This window comes from Micromonospora sp. DT228, assembly GCF_049841595.1.
Classification (GTDB): Bacteria; Actinomycetota; Actinomycetes; order Mycobacteriales; family Micromonosporaceae; genus Micromonospora.
Genome location: NZ_JBNCKO010000001.1, coordinates 14,426 through 38,792, shown reverse-complemented (window position 1 = coordinate 38,792; position 24,367 = coordinate 14,426). Strand labels below are relative to the sequence as shown.

Annotated in this window: 20 protein-coding genes and 1 tRNA gene; 11 read left to right on the top strand and 10 right to left on the bottom strand. The window is 71.1% G+C overall.

All coding sequences use genetic code 11. The features are described from left to right. Positions 1–49: 49 nt before the first annotated feature. Both ACLQ29_RS00160 and ACLQ29_RS00155 read right to left on the bottom strand, forming a co-directional pair. Complete coding sequence (locus ACLQ29_RS00160) at positions 50–1,135, bottom strand: J domain-containing protein (RefSeq protein WP_425769627.1); 1,086 nt, start codon at positions 1,133–1,135, stop codon at positions 50–52. Positions 1,136–1,297: 162 nt separating this feature from the next. Continuing rightward, positions 1,298–1,462 carry a hypothetical protein gene (locus tag ACLQ29_RS00155; RefSeq protein ID WP_425769626.1) on the bottom strand — a complete coding sequence of 55 codons (165 nt, stop codon included), beginning with the start codon at positions 1,460–1,462 and terminating at the stop codon, positions 1,298–1,300. A gap of 12 nt (positions 1,463–1,474) precedes the next feature. Between ACLQ29_RS00155 and ACLQ29_RS00150 the strand changes: the two genes are divergently transcribed. Beyond that, on the top strand, positions 1,475–4,459 hold the full coding sequence (locus ACLQ29_RS00150) for a glycoside hydrolase family 3 C-terminal domain-containing protein (RefSeq protein ID WP_425769625.1): 2,985 nt from the start codon (positions 1,475–1,477) through the stop codon (positions 4,457–4,459). 313 nt (positions 4,460–4,772) lie between these two features. Further along, positions 4,773–4,848 (top strand) — tRNA-Lys (locus tag ACLQ29_RS00145). 120 nt (positions 4,849–4,968) lie between these two features. On the opposite strand, the gene ACLQ29_RS00140 is transcribed toward ACLQ29_RS00145, so the two are convergent. The 7 genes from ACLQ29_RS00140 to ACLQ29_RS00110 all read right to left on the bottom strand — a co-directional run bounded on the left by ACLQ29_RS00140 (position 4,969) and on the right by ACLQ29_RS00110 (position 14,320). Beyond that, positions 4,969–6,573 (bottom strand): alpha/beta fold hydrolase, encoded by a 1,605-nt coding sequence (locus tag ACLQ29_RS00140; RefSeq protein ID WP_425769624.1) that lies wholly within the window; start codon positions 6,571–6,573, stop codon positions 4,969–4,971. 165 nt (positions 6,574–6,738) lie between these two features. Further along, the gene (locus ACLQ29_RS00135; RefSeq protein WP_425769623.1) at positions 6,739–7,173 is read right to left on the bottom strand and encodes a hypothetical protein; all 435 of its coding nucleotides are present in this window, start codon (positions 7,171–7,173) and stop codon (positions 6,739–6,741) included. A 52-nt stretch (positions 7,174–7,225) separates the two neighbouring features. After that, entirely contained in the window at positions 7,226–7,957 is a 732-nt protein-coding gene (locus ACLQ29_RS00130; RefSeq protein WP_425769622.1) for an ABC transporter permease, read from the bottom strand. After that, positions 7,954–8,907, bottom strand: coding sequence for an ABC transporter ATP-binding protein (locus tag ACLQ29_RS00125; RefSeq protein ID WP_425769621.1), 954 nt, complete (start codon positions 8,905–8,907; stop codon positions 7,954–7,956). Before ACLQ29_RS00125 ends, ACLQ29_RS00130 begins: the two co-directional genes overlap by 4 nt. Beyond that, positions 8,904–11,063, bottom strand: coding sequence for a peptidase domain-containing ABC transporter (locus ACLQ29_RS00120; RefSeq protein WP_425770143.1), 2,160 nt, complete (start codon positions 11,061–11,063; stop codon positions 8,904–8,906). Before ACLQ29_RS00120 ends, ACLQ29_RS00125 begins: the two co-directional genes overlap by 4 nt. Before the next feature lie 5 nt (positions 11,064–11,068). Next, entirely contained in the window at positions 11,069–14,068 is a 3,000-nt protein-coding gene (gene lanM / locus ACLQ29_RS00115) for a type 2 lanthipeptide synthetase LanM (protein ID WP_425769620.1), read from the bottom strand. A 63-nt stretch (positions 14,069–14,131) separates the two neighbouring features. After that, a complete protein-coding gene (locus tag ACLQ29_RS00110; protein ID WP_425769619.1) occupies positions 14,132–14,320 on the bottom strand; it encodes a plantaricin C family lantibiotic in 189 nt (62 codons plus the stop codon). Between the two features lie 299 nt (positions 14,321–14,619). Here ACLQ29_RS00110 and ACLQ29_RS00105 point away from each other — a divergent pair, with 299 nt between their 5' ends. Genes ACLQ29_RS00105 through ACLQ29_RS00095 form a run of 3 tightly spaced genes read left to right on the top strand, consistent with a single transcriptional unit; the run spans position 14,620 to position 16,223 of the window. Continuing rightward, a complete protein-coding gene (locus ACLQ29_RS00105; RefSeq protein WP_425769618.1) occupies positions 14,620–15,147 on the top strand; it encodes a TetR/AcrR family transcriptional regulator in 528 nt (175 codons plus the stop codon). Between the two features lie 27 nt (positions 15,148–15,174). Continuing rightward, positions 15,175–15,531 carry a hypothetical protein gene (locus ACLQ29_RS00100; protein ID WP_425769617.1) on the top strand — a complete coding sequence of 119 codons (357 nt, stop codon included), beginning with the start codon at positions 15,175–15,177 and terminating at the stop codon, positions 15,529–15,531. Then, the gene (locus tag ACLQ29_RS00095; protein WP_425769616.1) at positions 15,528–16,223 is read left to right on the top strand and encodes a hypothetical protein; all 696 of its coding nucleotides are present in this window, start codon (positions 15,528–15,530) and stop codon (positions 16,221–16,223) included. The genes ACLQ29_RS00100 and ACLQ29_RS00095 overlap by 4 nt, the downstream gene beginning before the upstream one ends. A gap of 161 nt (positions 16,224–16,384) precedes the next feature. On the opposite strand, the gene ACLQ29_RS00090 is transcribed toward ACLQ29_RS00095, so the two are convergent. Then, entirely contained in the window at positions 16,385–16,555 is a 171-nt protein-coding gene (locus tag ACLQ29_RS00090; RefSeq protein ID WP_425769615.1) for a hypothetical protein, read from the bottom strand. Positions 16,556–16,775: 220 nt separating this feature from the next. Between ACLQ29_RS00090 and lxmK the strand changes: the two genes are divergently transcribed. Genes lxmK through ACLQ29_RS00060 form a run of 6 tightly spaced genes read left to right on the top strand, consistent with a single transcriptional unit; the run spans position 16,776 to position 24,220 of the window. Beyond that, positions 16,776–17,906: a class V lanthionine synthetase subunit LxmK gene (lxmK, locus tag ACLQ29_RS00085; protein ID WP_425769614.1), complete on the top strand. Its 1,131-nt coding sequence runs from the start codon at positions 16,776–16,778 to the stop codon at positions 17,904–17,906. A 2-nt stretch (positions 17,907–17,908) separates the two neighbouring features. Further along, a complete protein-coding gene (locus ACLQ29_RS00080; protein WP_425769613.1) occupies positions 17,909–18,904 on the top strand; it encodes a T3SS effector HopA1 family protein in 996 nt (331 codons plus the stop codon). Further along, positions 18,901–19,860, top strand: a complete 960-nt coding sequence (locus ACLQ29_RS00075) for an LLM class flavin-dependent oxidoreductase (protein ID WP_425769612.1) — start codon at positions 18,901–18,903, stop codon at positions 19,858–19,860. The genes ACLQ29_RS00080 and ACLQ29_RS00075 overlap by 4 nt, the downstream gene beginning before the upstream one ends. A 24-nt stretch (positions 19,861–19,884) precedes the next feature. Next, entirely contained in the window at positions 19,885–21,642 is a 1,758-nt protein-coding gene (locus ACLQ29_RS00070) for an ABC transporter ATP-binding protein (RefSeq protein WP_425770142.1), read from the top strand. Next, positions 21,639–22,913 carry a M16 family metallopeptidase gene (locus tag ACLQ29_RS00065; RefSeq protein WP_425769611.1) on the top strand — a complete coding sequence of 425 codons (1,275 nt, stop codon included), beginning with the start codon at positions 21,639–21,641 and terminating at the stop codon, positions 22,911–22,913. The genes ACLQ29_RS00070 and ACLQ29_RS00065 overlap by 4 nt, the downstream gene beginning before the upstream one ends. Further along, positions 22,910–24,220 carry a M16 family metallopeptidase gene (locus ACLQ29_RS00060; RefSeq protein ID WP_425769610.1) on the top strand — a complete coding sequence of 437 codons (1,311 nt, stop codon included), beginning with the start codon at positions 22,910–22,912 and terminating at the stop codon, positions 24,218–24,220. Before ACLQ29_RS00065 ends, ACLQ29_RS00060 begins: the two co-directional genes overlap by 4 nt. The last annotated feature ends 147 nt before the right edge of the window (positions 24,221–24,367 follow it).

Genomic DNA, 24,367 nt, shown 5'->3' with positions numbered 1-24,367 from the left:
GGACGTCGATGTCGGTGGCGCCTACCGGGCCGAATGGCCGGCAGGCGACTCACCGTAGCCAGCGGACGCGTTCTTCGATCCCGCGGACCGCTTTTCGCCACACCGTGCTGGCCTGCGCTCCTTGCAGAGACGCGAGGTGGCGGCGCGCGCCCCACCCGGCGAGTGGCCGGTGCGCGCGCCGGAACAGATCGTCGAGTTGATCCAGGGGCGAACCCGCGGCCAGCAGGTTCAGCACGTCGTCGAGGCTGAACGCCTCCGCGATCTCGCCGATGATGTCCCGGTGGGCGATGAACAGTGCCGGCACCCACTGCATGGGCGGGAAGCGCAGGCTGTGCAGGATGAGGTCGAACTCGTAGAAGTGTTCGTCGTCGGGCTCGATGGTTGTGTCGCCGAGCCGGTCCAGAAGGCTTTCCCAGCCCGGAACGCCCGACAGTTCATGTGCCTCGACCCGGGTCAGATACGTGCGCATCGAGGCGAGGGATCTGAACAGGAGGAGGTGACCCTGGGCGCCGAGGAAGGCCGCCTCGCCGCGCTGGTCGTCGAAATAGGCGCGAAGGGTGTAACCGACCTCGCCGTGCCGCAGGGCGATCGCCACCGGTTGAACGCTCGACGTCGTGCCCCACGGCGTGCCCTGCTGGCTGGTGCCACCGCATCGGGGGTGCGTCCACCGCGCCCTCGGGTGTTCGCGTTCGCGGGTCTCGCGTTCACGATCCTGGCGTTCCTTGCGCAGACGTTCGGGATCCTGCCGTTCCCGGGCCTCGCGTTCTCGGTCCTGCCGCTCCCGGTCCTGCCGCTCCCGGTCCTGCCGCTCCCGGTTCTGGCGTTCACGGTCCTTCCGCTCCCGGTCCTGGCGTTCACGGTTCTGGCGTTCTCGGTTCTGGCGTTCGCGGTTCTGTCGATCCCGGGCCTGGCGTGCACGGGCTTCACGCTCGTGGGCGTCGGTCAGGTTCTTGTACGCCGCGTTGATCCACTGCATTTGCCGGGTGACTTCGTCGCGGACACTCTCCGGGCTGGACTGATGCCGGTCGGGATGCCAGATCTGCACGAGAACGAGATAGCGCTCCCGAATCTCCGCGAGCGACGAATCGCGTGTCACGCCGAGGAGAGTGTACGGATCCTGTCCGTCAGAGGGCATGGATTCCACCGGATCTCATTGATGATCGGGTCACGCACACCGCGGCGATGGTAACAGCACCGTCGATGCGCCAGTGCCCGTCGCGGTGCGCCGTGCCTGCCGCACCGAGACCCGCGGTGCTCGGTGCAGAGAACCGGGTTGGACGCCCGGGGTATTGCCTGCTCATTGGCGCGCATCTATAGTTGCGCGGATCACAACAATCATGGCCGTGGTGGTTGCGGCCGGATTGTCGAAGCGCTTCGACGATCCGTCGTCCAGGCCCGTCAGCCGGGTGTCGAGCCTGGCCACGCCGGTCGGGGCGTCCTTTGGGCGTCTGTCGTACGACATGAGGAGAAGCAAATGGGGAACAAGCGCCTTCGGCGCGGAATCGCCGTGCTCGCGCTCGTCCTGCTGGCCCTACCGGCCGTTCCCGGCACTGCCCTCGCCGAACCCACCTACCCCTTCCGCGACCCGCACCTACCGGTGCCGGCCCGGGTCGACGACCTGCTCGGCCGGCTCACCCTGGACGAGAAGATCTCCTGGCTGCACCAGTACCAGCCGGCCGTTCCCCGGCTGGGCATCGGCCTGTTCAAGACCGGCACCGAGGCCCTGCACGGGGTGGCCTGGTCGACCGACATCGACAACAACGGCGCCGTCGTCAAGGCCCGCGGCACGACATTCCCCCAGCCGGTGGGCATGGCGAGCACCTGGAACACCGACCTGATCAACCGGGTCGGCTCGGCCGTCGGCGACGAGGCGCGCGGCTACCACGCGCAGAACCCCCGGGTGTGGGGTCTCAACCTCTGGGCGCCGGTGGTCAACCTGCTGCGCGACCCCCGCTGGGGCCGCAACGAGGAGGGCTACTCCGAGGACCCGCTGCTCACCGCCGCGATGTCCACCGCGTACGGCTCGGGGATGACCGGCGGCGATCCCGACCACCTGAAGAGCGCGCCGACCCTGAAGCACTACCTGGCCTACAACAACGAGATCCGGCGTGACGTGACCTCGTCGAACGTGCCGCCTCGGGTGCTCAACGAGTACGAGCGCGCCGCGTTCAAGCCGGCCATCGCGGCCGATGCGGCGACCGGCGTGATGGCCGCGTACAACCTGATCAACGGACGGCCCGCCACCGTGGATCCGGACCTGGCCACCGTGGTCCGCGGCTGGACGGACCAGCCGCTGATGAACGTCACCGACGCCTGGGCACCGAACAACCTCGTCGCCTCCCAGGGCTACTACGCCACCCAGCCCGAGGCGAACGCCGCGATCGTCAAGGCCGGCCTCAACAGCTTCATCACCGACGACACGAACGCCCAACCGACGGTGACGGCCATCAAGCAGGCGCTCGCGACAGGCCTGCTGACCGAGGCGGACATCGACGCCCGGATCCGGGAGATCCTGAACGTGCGGTTCCGGCTGGGCGAGTTCGACCCGGGCGGAGGTCGCCACGGCGGCATCACCCCGGACGTCATCAACAGCCCGGAACACCAGCGGCTGGCCCGGCAGGCCGCCGGCGAGGCGATGGTGCTGCTGAAGAACTCCCGGCAGGCTCTTCCGCTGGACCCGGCCCGGACCCGCAAGGTGGCCGTGCTCGGTCCGCTGGCCGACACCCTCTACTCCGACTGGTACGGCGGTGACCTGCCGTACCAGGTGACCGCGCTCGACGGCATCCGCGAGCGGCTGGGCAACTCCGCGAGCGTCAACGGGCTCGACGGGGCGGACCGGATCGCCCTGAAGGACGCGGCGACCGGCCGGTACGTCACGGCCACCGGCACCACCGACGCCGACCCGGTCGCCGCCACCGGTGCCACGGCGACGCCCGCCGCCCAGTTCGACGTGGTGGACTGGGGCCAGGACGTGGTGACGCTGCGCAACGCCGCCAACGGCCGTTACCTCGGCTACAACTGGGGGCCGTTCATCACCCGCGACGAGCAGCCGAACGGCTGGTACGTCCAGCAGCAGTTCAAGCTGGAGCCGCAGGACGACGGCACGGTGGTGCTGCGATACGCCGGCTACGAGACCAAGGAGAGTTGGTTCGCCGCCGAGAAGTACGTCACGGTCGGCGACGACGGCGCGCTCAAGCTCGGCGCGTCCACCCCGGCCGCGGCGACGCGCTTCAGCCGCGAGGTGATCAGCAGCGGAATCGACCGGGCGGTGGCGGCGGCCAAGGCGGCCGACACCGCCGTGCTGGTCGTGGGCAGCAACCCGTTCATCAACGGACGCGAGGCGCACGACCGCGCCTCCACCGCCCTCAGCGCCGGCCAGGAGGCACTTGTCAAGGCCGTCGTCCGGGCCAACCCGCGTACCGTCCTGGTGCTCCAGACGAGCTACCCGGTCACCATGACCTGGGAGCAGGAGCACGTCCCGGCGATCGTGTGGACCACCCACGCGGGCGCCGAGACCGGGCACGCCGTGGCCGACGTCCTGTTCGGCGACCGCAACCCGTCCGGCCGGCTGACCCAGACCTGGTACCGCTCGGACGGGCAACTGCCACCGGACCTGCTGGAGTACGACATCATCTCGTCCGGGCAGACCTACCTGTACAGCAACGCGAAGCCGCTCTACCCGTTCGGCTACGGGTTGTCGTACTCCCGGTTCCGCTACGGTGCGGCCCGCACCGGCGACCGGCCGGTCGCGGCCGACGGCACCATCACGGTGAGCGTCGACGTGACAAACACCGGCAGCCGGGCCGGGTCCGAGGTGGTCCAGCTCTACACCCACCAGCGCACCTCGCGGGTCAAGACCCCGAACCGTGCGCTCAAGGCGTTCCAGCGGGTGAACCTCGCACCCGGGCAGACCCGGACCGTGACGTTGCGCCTGCCCGCCGCCGACCTGGCGCACTGGGACGTGACCCGGAGCCGGTGGGTGGTCGAATCGTCTACCTACGACCTGCTGGTGGGGGCGTCCGCCGAGGACATCCGGGCCCGCGCCGCGATTCGGGTACGCGGTGAGACGGTCCCGGCCCGGGATCTGTCCCGGACCACCCGGGCGGAGAACTTCGACAGGTACGCCGGGGTCCGGCTTGTCGACGAGACGAAGGCCAAGGGTACGGCCGTCGGCGCGACCGCGGCGGGCCAGTGGATCTCGTTCGCCGGTTCGGCGCTGCGCCCGGGCGCCGACACCTTCACCGCGACCGTCGCCAGGGCCGGCGCGGAAGCCGGCACGATCCAGGTGCGCCTGGGCTCGCCCACCGGTCGGCTGCTCGGTACGGCCACCGTGCCCAGCACCGGCGACGACTACCGGTACGTCAGCGTCACCGCCGAGTTGGCCCGCGCCGCCGGCGCCCACGACGTGTACCTGGTGTTCGACTCCCCGCTGCGGCTGGCCGAGTTCTCCATCAGGTGACCGCAACCCGGGCCGGGACGACAGTCGTCCCGTCCCGGCCCGGCCCGGCCCGGCCCGGCCCGGCCCGGCCCGGCCCGGCCCGGCCCGGCGCACGCGCACGCCCGCGTTGATCATGGGGTTATAGCCACTCGCCCCGGCGTGTCGCGCCGCTAACCTCATGATCACCGAGAGTCGAAGGGCGCCCCGAGTAGCAGGATGACCAGGGGGCCGACGCCGGCGATCCGCACCTCCGCGCCCGGGTCGCGCGGCCAGACATGGGGTCGCCGGCGCGACCGTCCGGGGCGGTGTTAACGTCTCTTCCCGTTGCCGGCGAGCGCCGCTAGCTCAACTGGCAGAGCAGCGGACTCTTAATCCGCGGGTTCGGGGTTCGAGTCCCTGGCGGCGCACCAGCGATATCCAGGGGGCATGGCTCATCAGCCATGCCCCCTGGATCATGTCCCGGCCCGGCTACCGCACTGTGCAGCGAACCTGGCCCGCGAGCACCCGTTGTAGTCGTAGCAGAGGTGTCATCATCGGCCGATGAGTCGTTGCAGGTCTTCGCGGGTGGGAAGGCCGGACGGTACCGTCGCGGCCCTGGAGGACATCGTGCGTGCCACCGGTTCCGGTCGGGGCACCGGGTCGCACTTCACGTCGGACGTGCGGCCGGGGAGCCGGGCGGGCAGCTCACCCGTCGCGATGTACGCGGCGATCTTGAGGTCGGTGCAGGCGACGCCGGTGAGTGACCCGGAATGGTGGGTGCCGTTGACACCCTCGATGAGGACCGACTGGGGAAAGCGACTGCGTACTTCGAGACTGCCTTCGAGCGGCGTGGCGGCGTCCAGCGTCTCCCCGATGAGCAGGATTGGCGGGACGTCGGCACCGGTCACCGTGACCGGCGTGCCGGGTGCTGCTCCCCAGTTGAGGCACGGTGCGTTGAACCAGGTGTTGTCCCACGTCTCGAACGGGGCCTTGGCGAAGGTCAGCCAGCTGTCGGTCCGCCAGCGGCTCCACTGGGTCGGCCACGGGGCGTCGGTGCATTCCACGCCGAGGTAGACGGCGGTGACGTTGTCCGTGCCGGGACCGTGAGGGTTGCCGGAGTCGTACAACGCCCGCACTGTCTGCCAGTCTCCGTTGTTGACGTATCCGGAGAATGCCTCGGCGATGGCCGGCCAGCCGACGACGAAATACGCCGCCGGTAGGAACGTGTCCGCCCACTCGTCGGGGCCGATGACGCCGCCGGCTGGTTTGTTGATCAGCTTTGCCTGCTCGGCGTAGTAGCGCCTCTCCACCGCGTTGCCGGACGTGCCCAGGTGGTACACGTCGTCGTGGTCGGCGATCCACTGGAAGAAGATCTTGATGTTGCGGTCGAAGCCGAGGTCCTGGTTCAGGTTCGTCTGGTACCAGACCGTACGGGGATCGACGTTGCCGTCCAGCACCATGCGTCGGACCCGGTCGGGGTAGCGGGTGGCGTAGACCTGGCCGAGGTAGGTGCCGTACGAGAAGCCGTAGTAATTGATCTGGGTCTGTCCGAGTGCCTTGCGGATGCTCTCCATGTCCGCGGCCGAGTCGGTCGTCTTGAGGTGGTCGAGCAACTCGCCGCCGGCCCGGTCGCACGCCTCGGCGTAGGCCTTCGTCCGATCGAGCCAGGTCTTCTCCAGCTTCGGGGTGATCGGCACGTAGTACGGCCGGTTGTAGCCGACGTGGTTTCCGTCGCAGGTCAGGGAGGGCTGGCTTGCGCCGACGCCGCGCGGGTCGAAGCCGATCCAGTCGTAGGACATGCCCGCGCCGCCGGGCACGTAGGCGCCGAGGACGGAGAACAGCAGTCCGGATCCGCCGGGGCCGCCCGGGTTGACCAGCATGACGCCCTGGTACTGCGCGTCCGGGGAGGCGTGCCGCAACCGGGACACGGCCAGCTTGATCTTCGTGCCGTCCGGGCGGTCGTAGTCGAGGGGCACCTCGACGAAGCCGCACTGCACGCCCACGCTTGCCAGTACTGCGTTCTCGCAGGTTCCCCAGGAGACGGCGGGCGGGACGTAGCCGGCCTCCGCCGGTGGTGCGGCCTGCGGGGTATTGGTGCCGCCGCCGACGGCGATCAGCAGGGTGACCACGGATATGACGGATGCGAGTGATTTCATGTCGTGCCTTTCGACGAGGCGCCGTTCGTGACGAACGCTGCACCTCATCCGACCACCCGTGCCGATGGTGATCAGCCCGCAATTAGTTGCTACCAGGGGGCAGGAAAAGGCCCGCCGGTCCACTTGAGGGGGAACAAGTGGACCGGCGGACGTTCCGGGGCGGTGTCAGATGATGGTGCAGTTCGCCCCGGGCGCAACGAACGTGGCCTCCTCCGGCGCGCCCGGCGTGGTGCTGCAGAGGGCCAGGACGACGCCGTAGTTGACCAGCTGAACGCCCAGGGTGCGTTGCATCGGAACCGCCCCGGGACCGCATTGACGGCTTGAGTTCACCCCGGTGCCGAGCAGGCTTGTCGGCAGGTAGTACCGCACGTAGTAGCACTGGCCGTCGTTCTCGGAGACGGTAAGCGTTCCGGTGACGCTGTAGGAGCCGGGCCAGCCGGCCCGGAACACCAGGGTGCCGCTGGCCGTCGCCGAGCCCCGGGCGGCCTGAAACCCTCCCGGAACCGTGGCCGTCGATGCCGCCTGCGCCGGGCTCGCCCAGGCGATCGCCGCGACCGCCGCCGTTGCTGCCAGGGTTGCTGCCTTACGGCTTACTCGCATTCTTCCTCCCATGTGTCGTACGCGTGTGCGGTCGGCCCGCGGAGCGGGCTATCTAGACGTCGCGCCGGTTGAGGGTCCAGCCGGCTGCTCCGAGTAACACCGCCACCACTCCGGTGAAAATGATCAGGGCGACGGTCGGTGACCAGGTGAACGGCAGACCCTGCCTGTCACCAAGGAAAAAGTGGGCGTTCGCGAAGGGCAGGAACGTGGCGATCCGGTCCCCGAACTCGGGAATCAAGCTGGCCAGTCCCTCCAGCAGCAGCGGCCAGATGATCACGACTGCCACCAGGCCGGCGGTGCGCCGGATCAGGAAGGCCAGCCCTACCGCGCCGGCCCCGGCGAGAGCCGCGATCAGTGGGACGCCCCAGTAGAGCCGGTGTACGCCGCCGGTCGACGGAATCGGATAGCCGGACACCGCGGCGCCCACCACGAGCGCGACCGGAGTGAGGGCGGCGGCGACGACGGCGGACAACACGGCGATCAGCACCGCTTTGGCGGCGAGGATCCGGGTACGACCGCGCTGCACCGCGAGCGACACCCGGATGGTGCCGTTGCCGTACTCGTTGCTGACGCTCATGCCGCCGAGCACCATGAGGATGATGAGGCCGTAACCGAGCAGGCCGGCGAGCACCTGGCTCGGAATCGGCGCGGTGTGTTGGCTGCGCCCGAGCGAACCCAGGGCGGCGGCGATCAGCACGGTCGCGGCGACGACGCTCAGCAGGCAGAGGTAGGGCGATCGGGTCGAGCGCAGCTTCAGCCACTCGGCATGCAGTGTCTGGATCATCGTGAGGTCCCTTCCCCGATGAGGTGTGGCGTGGCGCCGGGGCCGCGGTACTCGACGGCCTCGTCGGTGGCCTTCAGGAAGGCCTCCTCCAGCGAGATCCGGTTGGTGAACAACTCCCAGACGGTGCAGTCGGCCGCTCTGGCCAGGGTGCCCACCTCGTCGGTCGCGGCACCGACGACGACGAGGACCGGGCGGCCCTGGTCATCGGTCTCCGCGCGTACCGGAAGGTTCTGCTTCGCCAGGGCGGCGTGCAGGTGGTCCGGACGGTCGACCCGGGCCCGGACCTCGGCCGGGCCGGACGCCGCGAGGAAGTCCGCGATCGGCTGGTCCGCGATCAACCGGCCCTTGCCGATCAGGATGATCTGGTCGACCGTGCCGGCCACCTCGGCGAGCAGGTGACTGGAGAGCAGCACCGTGCGGCCCCCGGCCGCGTAGTCGCGGACGAGCCGACGGAGCCAGAGGATGCCGTCCGGGTCGAGGCCGTTCGCCGGTTCGTCAAGGATGAGGACGCCAGGCTCACCCAGCAGGGCGCCGGCGATGCCCAGCCGCTGGCGCATGCCGAGCGAGAACGCGCCGACACTGCGCCTGGCCACCGGGGTGAGGCCGACCTGTTCGAGCACGGCGTCGACGCGGCTCGTCGGAATCGCGTTGGCTGCGGCGATCCAACGCAGGTGGCTGCGCGCCGAGCGGTTGGGATGCACCCAGTTGGCGTCGAGCACGGCACCGACGTGCCGAGCGGGCCTGTCAATCTCGCCGTACGGTCGTCCGTCGACGGTCGCGCGGCCGGACGTCGGGCGGTCCAGGCCGAGGATCATGCGCATGGTGGTCGACTTGCCGGCGCCGTTCGGACCTAGGAAACCGGTGACGATGCCGGGTCGCACGGTGAAGGACAGCTCGTCGACCGCTGTCACCGCACCGAAGCGCTTCGTCAGTCGTTGCACGTCAATCATCGCGCTCCATCCGTTCCGTTGCTCGGCGTGCGACCGCCGGCGGGCACCAGGACCCGGTCGGGGCCGTCGCTCGCGTACAGGGAGAGGTACAGGCCGCCCCGCGCGCACAGGTCGTCGTGCGTGCCGGCCTCGACGACCTCGCCGTCCCGCATCACCACGATGAGGTCCGCGTCGACGACCGAGGTGAGCCGGTGTGCGATGACGACGCGGGTGGTCCCCAGATCGTCGAAGTGGGACGTGACCAACGACTGGGAGACGTTGTCGAGGGAACTGGTCGCCTCGTCGAGCACCACGATGGATGCCCGCTTCAGGGCGGCGCGGGCGAGCGCGATGCGTTGCCGCTGCCCGCCGGAGAAGTTCTTGCCGAGGGCGGCGACCGGGGTGTGGTAGCCGAGCGGCAGCGCGTCCACCTGCTCGTGCAGCCCGACCTGCCCTGCGGCTTCGAGGACCCGTGCGTCGTCGACGTCGCCGCAGCCCCAGACGATGTTGTCGCGGATGGTGCCGTGGCCGAGTTCCACGTTCTGCGGCACGTAGGCGATGGCGTCGTAGAAGCGGTTGCGGTCGTAGTCACCGATGTCGTGCCCACCGATGCGGATCTGCCCGGTCGTGGGGCGGTGCAGACCGACGAGCAACCGGGCGAGGGTGCTCTTGCCGCATCCGGAGGGGCCGACGATGGCGACCTTGGCGCCGGCCGGCACGCGCAGCGAGGCGCCGCGCAGTACGGGCCGGGCGAACGTTCCATAGGCGAAGGTGACGTTGTCGACCTCGATGTCGCCGGCCGGGGCCCGCCGTACGGTGCCCTGGAACCGGTCGTCGGCCGGGCGGAGTAGGACATCCTCCACCCGGTGCAGCAGCGCGCCGCTCTGCACCGACCGCGACAGCGCCGACACCACCGAGCTGACCTGGCTGAGAAGCACCGCGCTGAGTGCCTGCACCGAGACCAGGGTCGCCGCGTCGACCTGGCCGCCGCGAGCGTGGGTGATGGCGGTCAGGACGGCGATCGGCCCGATGAACATGACCCCCGCCGTCGCCGCGGTGATCGCACCCTGGACGGCCTGCAGTGCCGCGAAGTGCCGCAGGACGCGGTTGTTCTCCGTGGACCAGCGGCGCAGGTAGGTGTCCTCCATTCCGTTGGTGCGGATCGCCTCCAGGCCGGCGATCGCGGACACCTGGGTGGATTGCAGTTGGGCACGGGCGCGGGTCTCGGCCAGCGAGAACCGCCGGACGAGTGTCGTGGCGCCCAGCGTCAGCAGGACGGTCCCGACGACCAACCCGAAGGTCACCACCAGCGCGGACAGCGAGACCGTACCGAGCCAGCCGAGCAGGACCGCCGCGAGCACCGAACCCACCAGGGCCTGGACGAGATCGGTGCAGACCACCGACCGAAGTTGGTGTACCGAGTCCAGGGTGAACAGCAGATCACCGGTGGAGCGGACCTCGCAGAAGTCGTACGGCAGCCGGAGCAGACGGTCGAAGACGGCCACCGACAGTGACCGGCCGACGGCCACGGAGGCGACCATCGCGACGACCGTGCGTAGGAACATCACGAGGGTGAACGCCAGGCCCGCACCGAGCAGCAGCAGGCCCGTGCCGTATTCGGTTGTGCCGCCCAGCACCCCGGCCAGCAGCTGGGGGATACCCAGTGGCAGCAGCGCCGAGACGAGTGACACGACAAGCGCCAACGTGAGGCGGCCGCGCTGCGCGAAGGCGAAGCTGGCGAGCAGCGGCCGGCGTCGGGTCGACGGGTACGCCGCCACGCCGTGATCGACCGTGATCGCGAGCCCGGAGAAGCCCTCCGCGAACTCGGCGGCGCTCACGCGACGACGGCCGTTGCCCGGGTCGAGCAGGGTCGCGCCGCGCCGGTCGTTGCTGAGCACGACGACGTAGTGCGACTGCTGCCAGTGGCAGATCGCCGGCCGACCGAGCGCGGCGACGCCGGCAGTCGTGGTGCGGTAGACGTGTGGTGTCCCGCCTTCGGAGGTGAGCACCCGGACCAGGTCGGCGACCGTCAGCCCGTCCCGGCCGACGGTGTAGCGGCTGCGCAGGTCGTGGATGGACACGGGCAGACCCGCCGCGTTCAGCAGCATGGCGCTGCAGCACAGGCCGCACTCCGTCTGGGCGATCTGCTCGACGAGTCGTATCCGGCGGCGCACCATGGCGCTCACCGCCCCTCGACCGGGCGGCTGAAGCTGAGCGGGGACGCGACGGCCTCGCCGCTCAGGGCGATCAGGCCGTATCCGATCCCGGCCAGGCCGACGTACAGGGAGTTGTTGAGCACCGTCCGCGAGCAGCGGGCGGCCAGCAGGTCCGGGATCAGGTCGCGGCAGAGCTGGCCGTGCCGCTCTGTCACGTACCGGGCGGTCGCACCCGAGTCGTCGTACGCGGCGGCCCGACGCAGGATCTCCAGGTTGCCGAGGTCGCCATGGCACAGGGTGGGGTTCAGGCCCAGTCCGGCCGTGGCCACTTCGCCGGTCAGCTCGGCCACCCCGGCGAATCCGTCGAGCGGCAGGCCGGCGTCGGCCAGCTCGCAGGCCCCGAGCAGGATGCCCGGCGTGCCGTGGCACCAGCCACGGCCGGACCGGTCGCCCGCGTGATCGCTGATCGGCCACTGCCCGGCGCTCTCGTCGTACAGGCCGCGGTGAACGTCCAGCACATGCGCGAGGGTGTCACCGCCCTGACCGGTGACCACCAGGTGCCGGGCGACGGCGGCCGCCGTACCGCTGGTGCCGTGCGCGAAGCCGCTGAACAACGCGCCGCCGCTGGTCGGGGCGGCGGCCACGCGCTGGTACGCCGCGTCGGCGACCGCCCGGGCCGGGGCGTCGGAGCGGCCGTGCGTACGCAGTACCGCAGCGACATCGTGCGCCGCTGCCAGCACGCCGGCCGGGCCGAGCAGGAAGTCGTAGCCCGTGCCGAGCAGCGCCATGTCGTCGGTGAGGTGCGCCCAGAGTTGCGCGCCCGCGTCCAACAGCGCATGGTCACCGCTGAGCCGGCCGGCCTCGATGGCCGCGTACGCGAGACCGGGATATCCGCCGGCCATGCCGCCGGTGGCCCGTTGGGCCCGGCGGGTCGGCTCGGTCAGCAACGCCTCGACGCGTGCCGACAGCGCGCGCAGCCCGAGCCGGGTGGTTCCCGTCTCGCCCAGGTAGGTCCCGGCCGCGGCCAGGAACAGGGCGATTCCGGGTACGCCGGCGTAGAGGTCGTCGCCCAGCGGCTCCACGCGCCAGGGGTGACGCAGCGTGGTGTTGCGGATGGTGGCGCCCACCCAGGTGACCGGCTGCCCGTCGGTGATCGTGGCGCTCTCGCGCAGCTCGCCCGCGATCCCGGCGACGATCCGCCGAGTCGCCGCGGCCACGGTCGAGGGTCGGGACCGGGCGCCGGCCGGACGGTACCGCGGAACGTCGTGGTCGGCGGCGACCTTGTCCACGTACGCGGCACGGATGACGCGCAGGTTGTTGCGCAGCAGCGTGGGGGACAGCTCGCGGATCCCGGTCAGGACGCTGTCCAGCGGGGCGCGATCGAGCACGTCGCCGAGAGCCGTGCCGTCCCAGTGGTAGACGGCGGTGGTGTCGGTGCGCAGCGAGAAGTACGGCACGTCGCCGAGCAGCAGGTCGTCGATCTCCGCCCGGACCACCGCGGGGGTGACGTGGGCGATGCGGCCGACGCCGACCCGGTGGTAGAGCACCTTCTTCAGCGCGGTGGACTGCTGGAAGATCGGGTGGCTGCCGGTCTGGAGCAACCGGGTGTAGTTGCGGGTCGCGTCGAGAACCGAGCGGACCGCGACGCCTGTGAAGTCGGCACGGATCCAGGTCTCGAGCTGGCCGCGGTGTGTCAGCGCCCACTCGTACACCTGGGTGAAGCCGGCGCAGACGGCGGCCAGTTCCGCCGTGCGGTCGGCGCTGTCCGGCCGGACCGCGGGAGCCGCCATGTCGCCGGTCAGGTACTCGATGCGGAGCCGTTCGCCGTCGCCGGCGGTCACGACCGGGGCGGCGGTGACCGCCTCCTGACCCGGCTCGTAGCCGAGGAAGCCGATGTCCATGGAGCGGTCCTCGTCGGCCGGGTCGGTGAGCCGGGTCGGCAGCATGCCGACCGAGAACGCGGTGCCCGCCAGGGCCCAGACCCCGGCGTCGCCGTCGCCGCCGACTCGGCGGTTCACGCTGAACAGCGACTCGGCGTCGACCACGACGGGTCCGCCGCAGTGGTTCAGGACGTTCTCGAAATGCATGTCGGACGCGCGCAGTAGGTGGAGGACGGCGAGCAGATGGCCGCAGGCGCGGTAGTAATGGTCCGGCTCGCCGGGGGCGCTGCCGTCGGCGTGTTCCTGCCAACCGCATCCCGGTGCGCACCAGACCCGCAGCACGGGCAGATCGAGGCCGGTGGCCGAGTTGATCCGGGTGACGAAGCGGTTGAAGGCGCGTTCGATCTCCATCTGGCGCGGCTTGTAGACCAGCCGGCGGCCGTCGGCGAAGGTCAGTAGGCTGACCGCCCGGCCACCGGCGTGGGTGTCCCCGAGTCCGTAGGTGATGTCGGAGAGTTCGGTGGGTCGGCCGCTCAGTGGGCCGGCCGGCCCGGCGGTGGCGCCGCTCGTCGCGGCGAGCATGTCCCGCAGGTGTTGCAGGGCGTTGTCGGTCAGGACGCGCAGCTGCCGGTCGAGTTCCGGAAAGACTCGCAGGACGCAGGTGCGGAACGCGGGCTGGGCCGCGGCCCAGCCGAACACCCGCAGCCGTTCGGCCGGGCTCGTTGCCGGCAGATGGCCACCGATCTGCAACTGGTCGAGGACGGCCACGAGGGTACGCAGCGACGCCTGGTGCGCCCGGCCGGCGAGCCAGCCGAGGAAGCCGTTGGCGAGGTCGCCGGATCGGGTCCGGGTGAGCGCCGACTGGGTGAAGGCCGCCACCACGGTGTCGTGGTGTTGGCGGGCGTACGCGCGGGCGAATGATTCGAAGCCCGACGTCTCCTGGTCACCGACCGGGCCGGCCTCGCGGCACAGTCGACCGAGGCTGGCCAGCTCGGCGGTCCGGTCCACCGGTGCCGGTGAGCTGCTCACCAGGTCGCCGGAGACGTCGGTGAGCAGGCGCAGAACGTCGGCGTCCGTGCGGTACTCCGGGAACAGCTGCCGGATCTCGGTGATCTTCATGGTCTCCACCTGGTCGCGGTCGGGCATCCGGGACGGTGCGGGCGTGGCCCCGGGGACGCGGTGTCCCCCGGGGCCGCCGCCACCTCTTGGTCAGCCGATCCCGCAGGGGATGTGCAGCGCGTTGCACTCGGCCGAGACGGTGCACACGTAGCCGATGGTGCTGGTGGTCGGAATGGTCCAGGTGCCGCCCGCGGCCTGCGCGGCGTCCAGGTCGATCTCCTGGTCGGTGAGTTCGCGCAGGATGTCGCCGGCGGCGTCGAACTTGGTGTTCTCGAACATGGTTTCCTCCTCTAGGAAACGGTGCCCACAATCCCGATATGAATGAGTGGGCGATCTGGGTTGGCGATTGCCGCAGAGTCCGTCAGTCGTGACCCCGTAACGCGCCGCCGCATTTTCGGACGACGCATTCGGCCTTCGTGGTATTCAATGTGGTCGGTGTCGGCTGTCATCTGCCATAGCAGGTACCTGCCCGTGCCCCGTGCTCGTCGTGGCGGCGCGTGAGGACCGGCACGCCGCTCCGGTCGTTTGAGAACAGTCGTTCTTGACTGACCGTTCTCGAACTGGCTAGTATGGTCCACATGGGAAGACCACGAGGGTTCGACGAGGAGCAGGCGGTGGCGGCGACAGCCGAGCTGTTCGCCCGGCGCAGTTACGACGGCACCTCCGTCGACGATCTCGTCAACCAGACCGGCGTGCACCGCGGCAGCCTCTACAAGACCTTCGGCAGCAAGCGAGGTCTCTACCTGGCCGCACTGCGACACCACGTCGACCATGAAGTGACCCGGTTCGCCGCAGGCATCGCCGACGCCGGCGGCTCACCCTCGGCCGTGCGCCGTGCCCTCGTCGCGGACACCCCCGATCTCGACCTGGCTTTCCTGCTCCTGGCCGCCGTCGAGCGGGCGGCCGCCGACGAGGACGTCGCAAAGGAGGTGGACCGCGCCTTCGGTCTGCTCGACGCGGCGATCCGCCCACTGCTCACCGACCCGGACGCGGCGGCGCTCGCGTCCGGGCTGACCGCGGTCACGCTGGGCCTGCTGCTTCGGGCCCGCGTGAATCCCGCCAGCACCACCGACGCCGCCCAGGCGTTGCTCACCCGGCTCGTCTGAGCCTCAACACCGACGGAGGAGATTGACATGGCGCAGGTTGGCATCGACGGCGAGACTCTTGTGGTCAACGTCGAAGGACTGGACAAGTTGTGGGCGCTCAAGAGCCGCCTCGCGATCCCGCTCGCCAACGTGCGGGGCGCCACCCAGGACCCGGGCATCGTCAACGACGCCAAGGGGGTACGAGGACCGGGCACCAACGTGCCCGGCGTGATCGTCGCGGGCACCTTCCGCGCCGACGGCGAACGGGTCTTCTGGGACGTCCGCGATCCCGCGAAGGCGCTGGTCATCGAGCTTTCCGACGAGCGCTACACCCGGCTCGTCATCGAGGTCGACGACCCCCGGGCGACGGTGGAACTCATCGAGCGGGCGAAGCGCTCGGCATGAGCGACACGCGGATCCGCCCGACGCCAACCGCGCGTGCCGGACCCGGCCCGGCGACCGCGCTGGCGTTCCTGCTCGTACCGGTCGTGACCGCTGTGGTCGCGGCAGTGGTGGTCGGCGGACCCGCCTGGGGTGCGGCCGGGCTGGGCGCCCTGGGCTGGTTGGCGTCCATGTGGCTGCGCATCCCCGTGGTCCTGGTCGCCCGCAAGCTCACCGGTGACAAGGGCCGGGTCGCCACCGCCGTCAGCCTGGCGTCCGGCCCGGCGGAGGAGATCGTCCGCGTGGTGGGCGTGACGCTCCTCGTCGCCGCCCTGCCGCGCGCCGTCTGGTTCGGACTCGGCTGGGCGGCGGTCGAGGTCGTCTTCGCGGCGGCGAACGCGGTCGTCGTACCGATCCTGCTGCGCCGCGGCGACGAGAAGTCACGTGAGATCAAGGAGATTCTGGAGAGCCAGGGCGTGCTCGGCGCCGCACCGGCGTACGGCGTGCTCGAGCGGGTCTCGGCGACGGCGCTGCACCTCGGGTTCACCCTGCTCGTCTTCGCCAACCCCTGGTACGCGGTGGCCACCGCTGTCGTACACAGCGCGGCAAACCTCGCCATCACCGTGCTGGTCAGGCGCTCGGTGCCGCGTGGGGAGCTGGTCTTCGCCGGCATCGCGGTGATCGTCCTGGCCCTCGCGGTCCAGGCAGCTGCTTGAGCTGCCCGGCGAGCACGCTGCCGACACACGAATAGGGTGGTCGCCGGGGCGGTGACGGAGGTATGAACCAACTCCGCCTACGCCCCGGCGCCACCAGGCCCCTCGTCAGAGGGGGTCGGACGGGCGGCTGGGATGTCCCGGCCGGCGTCCAGCTTTCAGGATCAGAGCGACCAGGAGATCGACCAGGAGACCGACACCGAGTAGGAGACGGACAGCGACAGCGAGATGCTGGTCGCGGGGGCCTGCTCGTTGGCCACCAGGTTGGTGGCCTCCTCGGCGATGGCCAGCGGGCTGGCGTAGGCCACGTAGCCACCCATGAGGTCTGCGTTCATTGTGGTTCTCCTTCAGGAAATGTTTGAGGTTTCCCCCGGGACTCCGCTGCGGCGTCCTGCCACCAATAAGACAGGCTCGCCGGCCCTCGGAACAGCGGCAGAACCGTGTCATTGTCTCGGACCGGTCTGCTAACAGACGCTGGTATTGCCCCCAGGCCTGCCGCCGCTGGCAGACAATTGTTTCTACGGCTGACCCACGCGCGCCGATAACGTCGCCGGCATGGAAACCTCGGTTGTACGCGTAAGCGATTCCAAAGGCATGGTGGAGCCCGTACCGCCCGATCGTGTTCCGGCGCTCGCGCAGGTCATGACCGGGCTCACCCTGGGCATCTTCGACAACGCCGACGTGGCCGGCTACCTCGGCCGCAACGACAACTGGGCCGGGCGTACCGACGCGGGCCGCGACGTGTTCGTCAAGCGGCTCAACGGCGCGGGCGCCGAGGCGCGGTTCGACCGCACCACCGCATTCGAAAGGTTCGTCGGCGAACGGTCCTTCGACGGTTGGAGTGTTCCCACCTACCTGGGCGGGGACCGGGCCAGCCGGATCGTGGCCTTCGAGCGGATCACCGACGGCGTCTCGGCCGCCGAGCTGCTGGCCGACGACACACTCGACACCGTGTTCGCCGAACGCGCCGGGCGCGCGCTGGGTGAACTCCACGCCCGCCCCGCGCCTGTCCAGGACGGGCAGCGCGGCGAACCGCGCGGTGGTGTCGGCAACCGGATGCGCGCCCTGGAACTCGCCGATTACGCGGATTGCAGCGGCGCCGACCTCGAGGCGTGGAGCCTGCTGCAGCACGACCGGCAGCTGGCCCGGGCGCTGGACCGGCTCGCCGGGCAGAGTGCCGTCGCGGCCCGCGTACCCAGTCACTGCGACCTGCGGCTCGACCAGTTCCTTCTGGTCGGCACCGAGATGTACATCGTGGACTGGGAAGAGTTCCGGCTCGCAGACGCGGCCATCGACCTCGGCTCGTTCGCCGGGGAGCTGCTGCACCGCGCGGCCGCCCAGATGTTCGCCGGCCTGGGAGGCGACGCCGACGCCGAACCCGTGATCGACGCCGGCGAGGTGCACGCCCAACTGGTCCGGCGGGGAGCCGAGGAGCTGGACAAGGTCCGGGTCCTGATCTCGGCCTTCTGGGCCGGCTACCGCGAACGCCGCGCCGATGCGGCCGACGCCTCCCTGGCCGAGCGGGCCACCGCGTACGCCGGCTGGCACCTCTTCGACCGCCTGCTGGCGGCCTCGATGTTCAGTGCCAGCCTGACCGCCGCGCAGCGCGGCATGGTCGGCATCGGCCGCAACGCCCTCGTCAACCCGGACAAGTTCGTCGGGTCCGTCGGACTCAGCCAGGAGTGATCATGAACCAGCACACCGAACTCGCCCCCGAGCTTGACACCTACCTGGACGCGCTCGTCATCGACGGCCTGCGAATCACCTCCGGTGAGCGTACGGTCACCGCCGACGACCCGGCTGAGCTGCGCCGCAAGCTCGGCAGCATGCTCTACAGCGCCTGGCACGCGGGAATGAGCGCGGACAACCCCAGTCAGCGGTCGCCCCGCCGTGACCCCGACTTCGAGCAGGTCCTGGCCGGCGTCGTACCGCACCCCACCGCCGAGACCGCGGCGACCGTCCGCAGCGCGACCCAGCAGGACGATCGGGGCGAGTACGTGATCGCCGAGATCGGCCGGGTCCGGGTCCGCGTGCCCGCCGACGTCGTCGCCGAGAAGGACCGACGACCCGGTGCCGAGATCAGCATCGCCGTGCCGGCCGCGCGGCCCGCCCTGTCCCCGGGCTTCCTGATGGTCAGCGGATCGGCGGGCGGCGTCGACGGGCCCGGGGAGGTGCTCCGGATGTACCTGCACGTCACCGACTCCGACGAGGTCGCCCCGGTGTGGCAGGCGACACTGAGCGCGCTGGAGGAGCACGGCGCCCGGTACCGGGCGAAGGTGCTCTCGCGGCGTACGTCGTTCGCCCGCCGCGACGCCGTGGTGGTCTACCTGCCGGAGCCGTCATGGCCGCACGTGGCCACCGTGGCACGAGCGGTGGCCGGTCTGCCCGGAATCGGCGACTCGACCTCGAGCGTGGCGCACCGGATCGGACCGGGCGTCGCTCTGGCCTGGGACCCCCGCGACCCGCGGCCAGGCTGGCAACGGATGAGTTTCGGCCAGCACCGCACCGCCGCCATCGCCGACGGTGTGCTGCGGCACGTCGCGGGCGAGGGGCCGCTGCGGGACACCGTCGCCGCCGCGCTGCGCGACGCCTCGGCCGACCCCACCAGCCCGGCCCGTAACCTCAGCTCCCCGGAGTTCCCGGTGCTGGCCAGTGAGTTCGATCTTGCGGGAGCAGTCCGATGAGCACAGTCTCCGTGTTGTTCCCGCAACAGCCAACCGACGTCAAGGAGCTGTTGCCCTTCGGTCGACTCGTCCAGCAGTCGTCGGCACGGCGGCTCTGGATGGGCCAGTCCCTGCGGATCGAAAGCCACCCGGCGTTCGCGTACCTGGCCGGGACCGGCTGCCAGATCCCCGTCGGACTGTCCGTCGGCCTGATGGCGTTACGGCACCCGTTCGACGCCGCGCTCCAGGCCCGCTCGCTGGCCGCGCTCATGGACAACCCGGTGACCATCGGGTACGGCGCGGCCGACCCGAACTTCGTCCGTGGGCTGTACGGCGCGCCCTACGAGGCCCCGGCCGCGGCGGTCGAGGAGTATGTGACCGTGGCCCGTGGCCTGCTCACCGGTGAACAGATCGTCCACCAGGGTCGGCTGTTCACCGTCGATCAGTTCCTGCCGCCGATGAGCCACCCACCGGTGGAGATCGGGGCCGGAGTTCTGCGTCCCGCCATGGCGCGGGCAGCGGGCCGCTCGGCCGACGCGGCCATCACCTGGCTGACGCCGACGGGATATCTGCGCGACACCCTGAACCCGATGATCGCCACCGCGGCGGCGACAGCCGGCCGGGCCGCCCCGCGGGTGGTCACGGTCGTGCACGTCGCGGTCGACCGTCCGGGTCGCAGCCCGATGCTGCTGGCCCAGCACGGCTGCGGCAACCACCTGCGGGCCCCGCACTACACCGACATGCTCCGTAAGGCGGGCCTGGACGTGCACGCCTCCGACCCGATCGCCGGCGCACGCGAACTCGTCGAGGAGAACGTGTACGTCTACGGGTCCGTGTCCGAGGTGGGGGCCGCGATCCGCGCGCACTTCGACGCCGGAGTCGACGAAGTGATCCTCAACTCGACGGCCGTGTCCAACCTGCACGGCACGGACGCCGCCCTCGCGGACCTGTCCGACATCCTGACCGACTTCCGCTGACCCACGATCGGATCGGTGATCCCGATGACCACGCTCGCCTACGTACCTGCCCTGCGGACCCTGCGGCGGGCGGTGCTCGGACGGCCGCTCGTCGCCGGCGGCGCCGTCCTGCTCGGCGTACTGTCCGGCGCAGTCTCGCTCGCCTCACCCCTGCTGGTGCGGGCTCTCGTCGTCGACTTCGCCGAGCACCGCTCCCCGGTCCTGGGCGCACTTCAACTGGCGGCCACAGTGCTGCTCGGCGCGATCGCGGCGGGCGTCTCGTCGTTCCTGCTCGCCTCGGTCGGCGAGCGGGGAGTGGCCGCCGTTCGCGACGCCGTGGTCACCCACCTGCTGCGCCTGCCCCCGGCGGCCATCCGCCGACTCGGCGTGGGCGACATGGTGGCCCGGGTGACCGCGGACGCCGCCGCGCTGCGGTCGCTGACCGACGTCGGCGTCACAGCCCTGCCGGTCTCCGCCCTGGTGGTGCTGGTCTCCCTGGTGCTGATGGGCACGCTGGACTGGGTGCTGCTGATCGTCGTGATCGCCACCTTCGCCGTGGCCGCGGTCGCGATGCGCGCCTTCCTGCGCCGGATGCGCAGCGGCAACGCCGCCCAGCAGGAGGCGTTGGGTGCGCTCGCGGAACGCCTGGCGGCTGCGCTGTCCACGCTGACCGTGATCAAGGCGTACCGGGCCGAACAGCACGTCCGGGCGCCGATCATGGCGCACTCCGACGCCGCCGCGGATGCCGCGATCTCGGGTGCCCGGGCGCAGGCGTTCCTGACTCCGCTGATGGGTGTGGCCCAGCAGATCGCCATCATCGGCGTGTTGGCCGGCAGCGGGGCGCGGCTCAGCTCCGGGCAGCTCAGCGCGGCCGACTTCGTGGCCTTCATGATGTACCTGTTCCAGATCGTGAGCCCGCTCACCATGGTCGCCTCCGGTTTCGGCCGCCTCCAGCAGGGGCTGGCCGCGGTCGGACGACTGGACGCGCTGGGCGCGCAGCAGCCGGAGGATCCGGGCGCGGAGCGGAATCCGGACGTGGTGCCCGGCGCCCCCGCGCTCGAGCTGCGGTCCGTGTCGGCCGGCTACGACCAGGGCGACGTCCTGCACGGCGTCAGCTTCACCGTCGCCCCCCGCGGGCTCACCGCTGTGGTCGGTGGATCCGGCGCCGGCAAATCCACAGTGCTCAACGTGCTCGAACGCTTCGTGGACGTCCGCAGTGGCGCCGCTCTGCTACACGGCCGACCGCTCGCACACTGGCCGACGGCTGCGCTGCGCGCCCGAATCGCGTACGTCGACCAGTCGTTCACGCTGCTCGCCGGCTCGGTTCGGGAGAACCTGACCCTCGGCGGCGACCCGTCGACGCCCGACGACGTACTGCTGCGGGCGCTGGCCGAGGTCGGTATGGAGGCGGCCGTGCGGGCACTGCCCGACGGACTGGACACCGTCATCGGTGCCGCCACGGACCTCTCCGGCGGCCAACGCCAGCGACTGGCCCTGGCCCGGGCCCTGCTGTCGGCGGCCGACGTGGTCCTGCTCGACGAGCCGAGTTCGCAGCTCGACGGGCTGAACGAGCAACGCCTCGTGGAGGTCGTCGACCGCCTGATCGCGGACCGGGCTGTGGTCATGGTCGCCCATCGGTTGAGCACCGTGCGCCACGCCGACCAGGTCGTCTTCCTGGATCAGGGCCGGGTGGCCGGCGTCGGCACGCACGACGAGTTGAGGCGCCACTGCGCCGGCTACCGGGATCTGGTCGGCTTCCAGACGGTCGAGAACGTCGACCTCGCGAAGGCGGTCGCGGCGTGAGCACCGCCGCCCGTTTTCCGATCGCCCGGACCCGACTGGACAACGGACTGCGGGTGGCCGTGTGCCCGGACCGCGGCGTGCCCGTCGTCGCGGTCAACCTCTGGTACGGCGTCGGCGCCGCACATGATCCGGCCGGCCGCAGCGGTGCCGCCCACCTGTGCGAGCACCTGATGTTCGACGGTTCGCGGCACGTCCGGTCAGGAGAACACCAGTTGCTCGTTCACCGAGCGGGCGGCAGCGGCAACGCCACCACCGGCTACGACCGGACCAACTACTTCACCCAGGCGCCGACCGGCGCTCTCGACCTCGTCCTCTGGCTCGAGGCGGACCGGATGGCCTCGGCCGCCCAGGGGGTGACACCGGCCGCGCTCGACACCCAGCGCCGGGTCATCGGCCAGGAGAAGGAGCAACGCCGGGCTGCCGGTCCTGCGGCGAACGGCGTCCAAGCGGCCCTTCGGGAACTGCTGCCGGCCGCACATCCCTACCGTCGGGCACCGATCGGATCCGTGTCGGACCTCGCCGAGACGACGGTGGCAGAGGTGAGCGACTTCCACGGCCGGTACTACCGGCCGGCCAACGCGGTGCTGAGCGTCGTGGGCGACGTCGACCCGGACGAGGCACTCGGTCTGGCCCACCGCTACTTCGGCGACGTCCAGGGCGTGTCGGCTGCCGGCCCCGCCGATCCTGCTCCCGCGCACGGATCCGGCCCTGGCCGGGCCGCCCTGACAGGCCACGACCTGATCCAGTACGTGTTCCTCCTGCCGGCTGACGACGCGGCGACCGGTCGGGACCTCGACGCCGCCGAGATCGCGCTCGATGTGCTCGCCGGGGGCGCGTACGCCCGGCTGTACCGCCGGCTCGTGATCAGCGGGCTCGCCGCCCAGGTCACGGCCTCCGTCAGCCGGCTCGCCGGCGTCTCGTTCGGCACTCTCACCGCGCGGCCCGCACCCGGGCGGGACAGCTCCGCGCTGTCGGCCGCGATCGAAACCGCGATCGAGGATGTCGCCCAGTTCGGGCCGACGGACGCGGAACTGGCAATCGCCCGGGCGCGGCTGGAGCACGGCTGGTTGTTGCGGGTCGGCAACCGGATCGGCCGGGCCGACGAGCTGTCCCGGCTCGCGTGGCGGGCCGGTGACCCGGGCCTGCTGAACGAACGGCTGCCCGCACTGGATGCGGTAACCGTCCGGGACGTCACGCGTGCGGCCCGGAATTGGCTGGCGGTGCCTACCACCGAGGTAGCCGCAACGGAGCTGGTCAGGAGTGCCACATGAGCAACCATCGCCCCGCCGTCCGCCCGCCCGCGCCGTGGCGGTTCCCACCGACCGTGCGCCACCAGGTCGGCGCCGGTCTGACGGTGGACACGATCGACCTGCGGGGTCAGTACCTGGCGTCGATCGTGATCCTGCTCGACGTACCACTGGACAGCGAACCGCGCGGCCTGGACGGGGTCGTGGCCGCGATGGCGAACCTGCTCAACGAGGGCGCCGCCGGGATGAGCGGCCGGCAGTTCCTGCAACGACTGGAGGCGATCGGAGCGACCTGGCGACCGGCCGCCTCGCTCGACGGCGTCCGGATCACCGTGGACCTGCCGGTATCGCGGCTTGCCGATGCCCTGGCGTTGATCGCGACCGCTCTGCGCGCGCCCCGGTTCAGCGCCGAGGCGGTCGACAGGTACTCCCGCGCGGCACACACCCAGCTCGCCCATGACCTCGCCGATCCCGCGGCCTGCGCCGCTCTCGCCTTCCACGCGGCTGTCGCCCCACCCGGCAGCCGGGCCGGCCGACGCCTCGACGGTGACGCGGATTCCCTCGGCCGGCTCAGCCCGGAGAACATCGCAGAAGCGCACCGGCGGAACGTCGCACCGGCTCGGACGACCCTTGTTCTCGCCGGCGACCTCAGCGGCGTGGACGTGCCGGCTGCCGTCGAGCGCGCGTTCGCCGGTTGGGACACCAGCACTGAACCCGCCGTACCGGGCACCGGCCTGCCACCTGGTGCGGGCGAGCCACTCATCGTGGTGGACCGACCCGGGGCGGCGCAGACCCAGCTCATGCTCGGCTGCCGCAGCGCTGACCGCCGCTCCCCGGACTGGCTGGCACTGCGGATCGCCGCACTGGTGCTGGGCCGCGGCATGAGTTCCCGGATCAACGCGGCCCTACGCCAGACGAGCGGCTACACGTACGGCCTGGACGCGCGGTTCGTGCCGCTGCGCCGCGGTGGCACCTTCTTCGTGGCCGGCGCGGTGGCTACGGCGATGACCGGGCCGGCCCTGGCCGATCTGCGCGCGATCCTCGTGGACGCCTACGAGAACGGCTTCACCGATGACGAGTGCATGGCCGCGGCCGCACACCTGGTGCACTCGGCGCCGGCCACCTTCGAAACCGCGCAGGCGGTCGCCCGGCAGCGCGCCGAACTCGTCAGCGCCGACCTTGACGACGACTTCCTGGACCGATACATGTCGGCGCTGCCGCTTCAGTCCGCTGACGACGTCTCGGACGCGTTCGCCCGGCACGTCGACGTGCCGGGGCTCACCCTCGCCGCCGTGGGTGACGCGACCACGGTGACAACCGTTGTGGCCTGAGTCCGAGAGACCCACGACACGGGATCGCAGTTCCACCCGCTGACGGAGGTGGGCGCCCCCCCGGGCGGCCCCCCCCCGCGGTTGCGCCCCGGGGGCGCAGCCGGGCGGGTGGCCCCCCCCGGCCCCCCGCCCCCGGGACGCGCCCGC

Bases quoted from the DNA above. Each gene is read 5' to 3' on its own strand.
- ACLQ29_RS00160 (WP_425769627.1), bottom strand. From the start codon at position 1,135: ATGCCCTCTGACGGACAGGATCCGTACACTCTCCTCGGCGTGACACGC.
- ACLQ29_RS00155 (WP_425769626.1), bottom strand. From the start codon at position 1,462: ATGTCGTACGACAGACGCCCAAAGGACGCCCCGACCGGCGTGGCCAGG.
- ACLQ29_RS00150 (WP_425769625.1), top strand. From the start codon at position 1,475: ATGGGGAACAAGCGCCTTCGGCGCGGAATCGCCGTGCTCGCGCTCGTC.
- ACLQ29_RS00140 (WP_425769624.1), bottom strand. From the start codon at position 6,573: ATGAAATCACTCGCATCCGTCATATCCGTGGTCACCCTGCTGATCGCC.
- ACLQ29_RS00135 (WP_425769623.1), bottom strand. From the start codon at position 7,173: ATGCGAGTAAGCCGTAAGGCAGCAACCCTGGCAGCAACGGCGGCGGTC.
- ACLQ29_RS00130 (WP_425769622.1), bottom strand. From the start codon at position 7,957: ATGATCCAGACACTGCATGCCGAGTGGCTGAAGCTGCGCTCGACCCGA.
- ACLQ29_RS00125 (WP_425769621.1), bottom strand. From the start codon at position 8,907: ATGATTGACGTGCAACGACTGACGAAGCGCTTCGGTGCGGTGACAGCG.
- ACLQ29_RS00120 (WP_425770143.1), bottom strand. From the start codon at position 11,063: ATGGTGCGCCGCCGGATACGACTCGTCGAGCAGATCGCCCAGACGGAG.
- lanM (WP_425769620.1), bottom strand. From the start codon at position 14,068: ATGCCCGACCGCGACCAGGTGGAGACCATGAAGATCACCGAGATCCGG.
- ACLQ29_RS00110 (WP_425769619.1), bottom strand. From the start codon at position 14,320: ATGTTCGAGAACACCAAGTTCGACGCCGCCGGCGACATCCTGCGCGAA.
- ACLQ29_RS00105 (WP_425769618.1), top strand. From the start codon at position 14,620: ATGGGAAGACCACGAGGGTTCGACGAGGAGCAGGCGGTGGCGGCGACA.
- ACLQ29_RS00100 (WP_425769617.1), top strand. From the start codon at position 15,175: ATGGCGCAGGTTGGCATCGACGGCGAGACTCTTGTGGTCAACGTCGAA.
- ACLQ29_RS00095 (WP_425769616.1), top strand. From the start codon at position 15,528: ATGAGCGACACGCGGATCCGCCCGACGCCAACCGCGCGTGCCGGACCC.
- ACLQ29_RS00090 (WP_425769615.1), bottom strand. From the start codon at position 16,555: ATGAACGCAGACCTCATGGGTGGCTACGTGGCCTACGCCAGCCCGCTG.
- lxmK (WP_425769614.1), top strand. From the start codon at position 16,776: ATGGAAACCTCGGTTGTACGCGTAAGCGATTCCAAAGGCATGGTGGAG.
- ACLQ29_RS00080 (WP_425769613.1), top strand. From the start codon at position 17,909: ATGAACCAGCACACCGAACTCGCCCCCGAGCTTGACACCTACCTGGAC.
- ACLQ29_RS00075 (WP_425769612.1), top strand. From the start codon at position 18,901: ATGAGCACAGTCTCCGTGTTGTTCCCGCAACAGCCAACCGACGTCAAG.
- ACLQ29_RS00070 (WP_425770142.1), top strand. From the start codon at position 19,885: ATGACCACGCTCGCCTACGTACCTGCCCTGCGGACCCTGCGGCGGGCG.
- ACLQ29_RS00060 (WP_425769610.1), top strand. From the start codon at position 22,910: ATGAGCAACCATCGCCCCGCCGTCCGCCCGCCCGCGCCGTGGCGGTTC.